At 71.7% G+C, this 6,878-nt stretch carries 6 protein-coding genes and 1 pseudogene; 5 read left to right on the forward strand and 2 right to left on the reverse strand.

Features of this window, described 5'->3' with window-relative positions; translation table 11 throughout:
* The first annotated feature begins 2 nt into the window (after window positions 1-2).
* From IC63_RS11670 to IC63_RS11690, 5 genes are all read left to right on the forward strand, one after another.
* Window positions 3-1,184 carry a vWA domain-containing protein gene (locus tag IC63_RS11670; protein WP_036720552.1) on the forward strand — a complete coding sequence of 394 codons (1,182 nt, stop codon included), beginning with the start codon at window positions 3-5 and terminating at the stop codon, window positions 1,182-1,184.
* Window positions 1,184-1,597: a hypothetical protein gene (locus tag IC63_RS18505; RefSeq protein WP_036720556.1), complete on the forward strand. Its 414-nt coding sequence runs from the start codon at window positions 1,184-1,186 to the stop codon at window positions 1,595-1,597. Before IC63_RS11670 ends, IC63_RS18505 begins: the two co-directional genes overlap by 1 nt.
* Window positions 1,594-2,184 (forward strand): DedA family protein, encoded by a 591-nt coding sequence (locus IC63_RS11680; protein ID WP_036720558.1) that lies wholly within the window; start codon window positions 1,594-1,596, stop codon window positions 2,182-2,184. Before IC63_RS18505 ends, IC63_RS11680 begins: the two co-directional genes overlap by 4 nt.
* A gap of 42 nt (window positions 2,185-2,226) precedes the next feature.
* The gene (locus IC63_RS11685) at window positions 2,227-2,916 is read left to right on the forward strand and encodes a M48 family metallopeptidase (protein WP_036720561.1); all 690 of its coding nucleotides are present in this window, start codon (window positions 2,227-2,229) and stop codon (window positions 2,914-2,916) included.
* A 90-nt stretch (window positions 2,917-3,006) separates the two neighbouring features.
* Complete coding sequence (locus IC63_RS11690; RefSeq protein WP_052042169.1) at window positions 3,007-3,651, forward strand: transglycosylase SLT domain-containing protein; 645 nt, start codon at window positions 3,007-3,009, stop codon at window positions 3,649-3,651.
* Between the two features lie 33 nt (window positions 3,652-3,684).
* Here IC63_RS11690 and IC63_RS11695 read toward each other — a convergent pair whose 3' ends face one another.
* On the reverse strand, window positions 3,685-5,619 hold the full coding sequence (locus tag IC63_RS11695) for a cation:proton antiporter domain-containing protein (RefSeq protein ID WP_052042171.1): 1,935 nt from the start codon (window positions 5,617-5,619) through the stop codon (window positions 3,685-3,687).
* A gap of 52 nt (window positions 5,620-5,671) precedes the next feature.
* Window positions 5,672-6,878 (reverse strand): annotated as a pseudogene (locus IC63_RS18510) (hypothetical protein); the annotation flags it as partial.

Raw genomic sequence — 6,878 nt, forward strand, 5'->3', positions numbered from 1 at the left:
CGATGTTCCTCCCGTTCCTCGACGCGCTGCGACGCCACGGGGTGCCGGTCAGCCTGCGGGAATGGCTGGACCTGATGGGGGCGATGCAGGCCGGGGTGGCGGGCTGGTCGGTGGACGACTTCCACACCCTTGGCCGCGCCGTGCTGGTCAAGGACGAACGCCATATCGACCGCTATGACCGCGCCTTCGCCGAGAGCTTTGCCGGGCTGGAAACCATCCCGGTCGAGGCGCTGGTCAGCGAAGCGGCCCTGCCCCGCGAATGGCTGGAGAAGCTGGCCGAGAAGCTGCTGACCGACGAGGAACGCGCGGCCGTGCAGGGCGCGGGCAGCTTCGAGGCGCTGATGGAGAAGCTGCGCCAACGGCTGGCCGAGCAGAAGGGCCGCCACCAGGGCGGCAGCAAGTGGATCGGCACGGCCGGGACCTCGCCCTTTGGCGCCTACGGCTATAACCCCGAGGGGGTGCGGATCGGCCAGGACGAAAGCCGTCACCGCCGCGCCGTCAAGGTCTGGGACAAGCGCGAGTTCCGCGACTTCGACGACAGCGTCGAGCTGGGCACCCGCAACATCAAGGTCGCGCTGAAGCGGTTGCGCCAGTGGGCCCGCCACGGCGCCGCCGAGGAACTGGACCTGCCGGCGACGATCCGCGCCACCGCCGATCACGGCTATATCGACGTCCAGACCCGTCCGGAACGCCGCAACGCCGTCAAGGTGCTGCTGCTGCTGGATGTGGGCGGGTCGATGGACGACCACGTGCGGGTGGTGGACGAGCTGTTCTCGGCCTGCCGGTCCGAGTTCAAGCACCTGGAGCACTACTATTTCCACAACTGCCTCTACGAGGCGGTTTGGAAGGACAACCGCCGCCGCTGGGACCAGACCACGCCGACCTGGGAGCTGATGCACCGGCTGGGCCGCGACTGGAAGGTGGTGGTGGTGGGCGACGCCTCGATGTCGCCCTACGAGATCGTGGCCCCGGGCGGCGCCAACGAACACTGGAACCCCGAGCCCGGCGCGCTGTGGCTGCAGCGCCTGACCGAGACCTGGCCGGACCACGTCTGGCTGAACCCGGTCCCGCGGCAGCACTGGGGCCATACCCAGTCGATCAGGATGATGGGCCAGATCTTCGAAAACCGGATGATGCCGCTGACGCTGGAAGGGCTGACCCAGGCGATGCGGGTGCTGGGCTGATGCTGGGCCCGGTCGCCAACCTGGTCTTTGCGGTCGTCGTCACCCTGCTGGCTTCGCTGATGCTGCGCCGCAACGTCGGAAAGCGCAACCGGGCCGTCGCCGTCGGGTTCCTGATCGCGGTGGCGCTGGTCAGCTTCTTCGGCTTCCGCGTCGTCGACCGCGCGCTCTACTGGCGGGACCGCAGCCACCTTGAGGAAACGCCCGCGCCCTGGATGACCCTGGGATATGTCGGCCGCAGCTGGCGGGTCCCGCCGCCCGAACTCGCCCGCGCCCTGGGCGTCGAGCCGATGGCGGTGCGCGGCCTGACGATCTCCGAGATCGCCCGGGCGCGGGGCGTGCCCGACAGCGTCATCCTCGCCGAGCTGACCGCCCGGCTGGCATCGGAACGACCGGCCGCGCCGGGGGCCGAATGACGGACGCCCTGATGGCGGCGCTGCCCGACTGGGGGCCGTGGCTGATCGGGCTGGCCACGCTGGCCGCCTGCCTGCTGCTGCCCGCGCCGGCGTCGCTGTTGCTGATCGCCGCGGGGGCCTTCGTGTCCAGCGGCGACTTGTCGCTGGCCGCGGTGGCGGTGGCAGCCCTGGGCGGGTTCCTGCTGGGCGATCAGCTGGCGTTCCTGGCCGGGCGGTCGGCCGGCGGCTGGCTTGACCGCAGGGCGGGCCGCGCGGCCGATCTGACCCGCCGGGCCCGCCTGCTGCTGGCCCGCTACGGCACGCTGGGGGTGTTCCTGTCGCGCTGGCTGTTTTCGCCGTTGGGACCGTGGCTGACCGTGGCCGCGGGGGCGGCGGGCTTTCCGCGCGGCCGGTTCACTGCCGCCAGCCTGTCGGGTGCGGCGATCTGGGTCGCCATCTACCTGGGCCTAGGCATGGTCTTTGGCGCCAATCTGCAGGCCGTGGCAGATCTGGCCGGGTCGGTCCTTGGCCTTGCAGCGGCAGCCGCGGTGGCGGTGATCCTCGGGCTGTGGCTGTTTCGGCGCGGCGGCGCGAACGACGATGCCTGAGCGCCGATTGAACTCGGGCGCTGCCGGGGCCACATCGGTGCCATGCTCAAGCTGACCCCGATCCTGCTGATCGTCCTCTATGCCTTGGCCATGTGGCTGTTCTCGGCCTGGCGGCTCAGGCAGCAGTTGACGGCCAACTCGACGCCGCTGGACGACCCGCGGCTGGACCAGGCGCTGCGGCGGCTGGGCGCGGCGATGGGGCTGGATCGGGTCAGCGCGCATGTCTATGAAATCTCGCCGGTCAACGGGCTGGCCGCGCCGGACGGGCGGGTGTTCCTGACCCGCGGTTTCATCGACCAGCTGGACGCCGGCAAGGTCACCGAGGCCGAGCTGGCGTCGGTCATCGCGCACGAGCTGGGCCACGTCACCCACGGCCACGCCCGCCGCCGGATGATGGATTTCGCCGGTCACAACGTGGTCCGCACGGTCCTCGCCGGCACCTTCGGGCGGTTCGTGCCGATCGTCGGACCGTGGCTGGCATCGCTGGTCGCCTCGGCGTTGGCGGCGCGGCTGTCGCGCGAGGATGAATATCAGGCCGACGCCTTCGCCGCCGCGCTGATGGTCAAGGCCGGCTTCGGGACCGCCCCGCAAAAGGCGCTGCTGGCGCGGCTGGGCCGGCTCACCGGGTCGACCGGGGGGCCGGTGGCGTGGCTCGCCTCGCATCCCGCCACGGCGCGGCGGATCGCCGCCATCGAGGCGCTGGAACGCCGCTGGCAGATCCCGCCCGGCTGACAGCGCAGGCCCCTCGCAGCTTCGTGGGTTGAGCGCGCCGGCCCCGCGGTGCTAAGCGCCCGCAAAACCGACGATCCGAGAGACGACACCATGCGCAACCTGATCCTCGCCGGCCTGGCCGCGCTGAGCCTGTCCGCCTGCGGGACCGAGACCGCCGTCCGTGCCGCCACCACCGCGCCCACCATCGCCCCGGCGGACAAGCCCTCGGTCGCCGGCCGGGTGGCGACGGCGCTGCATCTGCGCAAGGAAAAGCCCGCGATGCGCTGGGGCGAGGGCAACGAGGAATGGACCGCCGCCGCGCTGCAGGCGCTGAACGAGGAAGGCGTGACCCTGCTGTCCACCGTCCCCTCGGACGTGCTGCAGTTCTGCCCGGGCTATGCGAGCCAGAGCCGCGAAAACCGCGCCGCCTTCTGGGCCGGGCTGCTGTCCTCGGTCGCCCGCCACGAAAGTCGCCATATCGAGACCGCCAAGGGCGGCGGCGGGCGCTATCTGGGGCTGATGCAGATTTCCCGCCCGACCGCGAGCGCCAATGGCTGCGGCGGGTCGCTGCTGGACGGCAGCGACAACCTGCGCTGCGCGGTGCGCATCATGGCCCGGCACGTCGTCCGCGACAACGCCATCGCCGGCGGCAAGGGCGGCTGGCGCGGCGTCGCGCGGGACTGGATGCCGCTGCGGTCCTCGTCCAAGCGCGCCGACATCGCCAGCTGGACCAGGAAGCAGAGCTACTGCCGGTAAGGCGCCACGGCGGCGTAAGCCGCGCCGCGAGGCTCAGCGCGCCCGTCCCCCGGGTCCGCCACCGCCCAGCGCGCGGCCCGCGACCAGCCCGTGTTCGGGCGCCTCGTCATCTTCGCCGTCATCCACGGGCGCCGCGGCGGGCCCGCGCGAGAACCGCTCCATCAGCGCGTTTTCCATCGCGGCGTTCAGCTCGCGCGAGCGCGTGATATAGGCCTCGTTCTGGTCCAGCGGCATGTCCGGGCGCCAGACCTCGGCCAGCTCGCGCAGGCCGGCGCGGTCGTGGCGATAGAAGATGTGTTCCAGCTCGTTGGCCTCGTATTCCGACAGGCCGAGATTTTCCAGCACGTAGCGGCCGGCGCGCAGCGAACTGTCGAACATCTCGCGCACGATATGGTCGGCCTTGGCCTCGTAGAGCTGATAGACGTTCACCCGGTCCCGCGCCCGCGCCACGATCTTGAGGTCCGGGCGCCGTTCGCGGGCATAGCGCACCAGCTTCAGGTTGGCCTCCTGGTCGTCCAGCGCGGCGACCAGCACGCGGGCCTTGTCCAGCCCCGCGGCGGCAAGGATTTCGGGCCGGGTCGGGTCGCCGAAATAGCCCTTGCCGCCAAAGCGGCGCATCAGCTGGATGGTGTTCAGGTCGTGGTCCAGCACGGTGGTCTTGAAGCCGGAATGGGTCAGCAACCGGTTCACCACCTGCCCGAACCGCCCAACCCCGGCGATGATGATCGGCTGCTGGTCGTCGATCGCATCCTCGGCCAGCGGCTGGCGTTCGTCGCCCAGCCATGCCGCGACGCGGTCGTGCAGGATGAACAGCAGCGGCGTCACCAGCATCGACAGCGCGATCACCAGCAGGAACCCCTGCGCCATCTCGGTGGTCAGGATCGCCAGGGCGGTGGCATAGGAAATCAGGACGAAGCCGAACTCTCCGGCCTGCGCCAGCGACAGGGTGAACAGCGTCCGGTCGCGCCGCGGCATCCGCGCCGCGCGGGCGACCCCGAACAGCACCGCCGCCTTGATGGCGATGATCAGCGCGGTGACCCCGATCACCACCACCGGACGGTCGAACAGCATGCCGAAATTCATGCCGGCGCCGACGGTGATGAAGAACAGCCCCAGCAGCAGCCCCTTGAAGGGGGCGATCTGGCCTTCCAGCTCGTGGCGGAACTCGGACCCCGCCAGCATCACCCCGGCGAGAAAGGTCCCCAGCGCGGGGCTGAGCCCGACCAGCGTCATCAGCGCCGCGATGCCGACCACGATCAGCAGCGCGACGGCGGTGTTCATCTCAAGCAACCGCGAGGTCTGGACGAAGCGGAAGACCGGGCGGAACGCGTATTGCCCCAGCAGGATCACCACGCCCACCGCGCCCAGCGTCACCAGCGCCGCCCCCCAGCCCGGCAGGCTGGCCATGAAGGCCGAGCCCGGCGTGTCGTGAACCGCGTGCCGCGCGCCCGCCGAGCCCAGCAGCGGCAGCAGCGCGAGGATCGGGATGACCACGATGTCCTGGGTCAGCAGCACCGCAAAGGCGCTGCGCCCGCCGCCGGTCTGCATCAGGTTTTTTTCCGACAGCGTCTGCAGCACGATCGCCGTAGAGCTGAGCGACAGGATCAGCCCCAGCGTCAGCGCGACCTGCCAGCTCTGGTTCAGCATCAGCCCCAGAAGGGTCAGAGCCAAGGTGGTGCCCGCGATCTGCAGCCCGCCCAGCCCCAGCAGCCGCCGACGCATCGCCCACAGTTGCCGCGGCTCGAGCTCGAGCCCGATCAGGAACAGCATCATCACGACGCCGAACTCGGCGAAATGCTGCAGGTCGGCCACGTCGCCCGCGCTGCCGGCGAGGCCCAGCACCGGGCCGATGAAGATGCCCGCCATCAGGTAGCCCAGCACCGACCCCAGCCCCAGGCGGGCCGAGATCGGCACAGCGACGACCATCGTGGCCAGGTAGATCGCGGCGATCAGAAGGAACGACCCCACTCAGACCCCCGTCGCGACAGGGGTCTTGCCGAGGCTCAGGGGCGCAGCAGGCTCATCGTCCATTCAGGATCGGCAGGTTGAACTGGCGGCCGCCCTTGACATAGCTGATGCGGCCGTTGCCGATCGAGTTGATCGCCCCGCCGTCGATCCGGTCGCCCAGGCGCACGGTGACGACCTTGCCGTTGCGCAGGCGGATCAGCCCGCGGCTGGCGCGGCCGGCGCCGATCACGCCGATGACCTGGGTCTTGCCCAGGTCCATGCCGCCGACCGTCGCGGCCTTGGCGACCTGGCCTTTCGAAGTGCCCTTGGCGGCCGTCACGGCCACCTCGGGTTCCTCGTCGTTCTCGGGCGGGCGGTATTCGCCGCGGCTGGCGATCGCGGCGCGTTCCTCGGCGGCGGCCTGGGCGCGGGCACGGGCCTCGGCCTGGGCGCGCGCCTGCATTTCCGCTTGCGCGTCCGAGGCGGCCTGGGCGCGGGCGCGCTCCTCGGCCTGCGCCTGCAGCTGTTCGTCGCGCAGGCGCTGCGCCGCGCCGGCATCGGGCGCGGGGGCCGCGGCGGTCTGGGTGTCGGGCTGCGGCGCCGGCTCGGCCACCGGCGGGATGACCGGGCGGGCGGCCGCGGCCGCCGCGGCGACGGCCTCGGCCTCCGCATCGGCGGTGGGCGTCTTGGCCCGCGACGGCTTGCGCAGCGGAACCAGAGACGACGGCGCCGCGGCCAGCTTTGCCGCGGCGGGCGCGGCGGTCGAGTTGCTGACCGCCTCGGCGATGGCGGTGTCGACCGCGTCCGCGGTCTTGGTCACGGGATCGCGGCTGCTGAGGCCGGGACGGCTGGAGGGGCGGCCGGACGCCGGGGCCGCGGCCTTCGCCGTCTCGGTCTTCCGGGCGGCGGGTTGCGGCGTGTCCGCTTTCGCGGCGGTGGCCTCGCCCTTGGCGGCGGGTTTGGCCCGCGCGGCCGGACGGTCGCCGTCGTCCGAGGCTTTCTTGCGCGGCGCCTCGGCGACGGCGTCCACGACGGCCTCCTCGACCGCGGCATCGACAGCGGACTTGGCGGCCGGTTTGGCGGGGATCGGGCGCTTGGAGGGCCGGGCCTCGGCATAACGGACGCCGTCCGCGGCCGGCGCGGGGGCGAGCCGGACCAGCGCCGGGTTGTCGCGATACAGGTCAGCCAGCCAAGCATCGGCGGCGACCCGTTCGTCGGCGGTCATCTCGACCGCGGTGACGGATTCGTCGACCGAACCTTCCTCGGGGCGCGGAGGGTGG

It is taken from the genome of Paracoccus sphaerophysae, assembly GCF_000763805.1.
GTDB classification, from domain to species: domain Bacteria; phylum Pseudomonadota; class Alphaproteobacteria; order Rhodobacterales; family Rhodobacteraceae; genus Paracoccus; species Paracoccus sphaerophysae.

What these genes read in the sequence shown, in the direction of transcription:
- IC63_RS11670 (WP_036720552.1), top strand. Translation starts at nt 3, where the DNA reads ATGTTCCTCCCGTTCCTCGACGCGCTGCGACGCCACGGGGTGCCGGTC.
- IC63_RS18505 (WP_036720556.1), top strand. Translation starts at nt 1,184, where the DNA reads ATGCTGGGCCCGGTCGCCAACCTGGTCTTTGCGGTCGTCGTCACCCTG.
- IC63_RS11680 (WP_036720558.1), top strand. Translation starts at nt 1,594, where the DNA reads ATGACGGACGCCCTGATGGCGGCGCTGCCCGACTGGGGGCCGTGGCTG.
- IC63_RS11685 (WP_036720561.1), top strand. Translation starts at nt 2,227, where the DNA reads ATGCTCAAGCTGACCCCGATCCTGCTGATCGTCCTCTATGCCTTGGCC.
- IC63_RS11690 (WP_052042169.1), top strand. Translation starts at nt 3,007, where the DNA reads ATGCGCAACCTGATCCTCGCCGGCCTGGCCGCGCTGAGCCTGTCCGCC.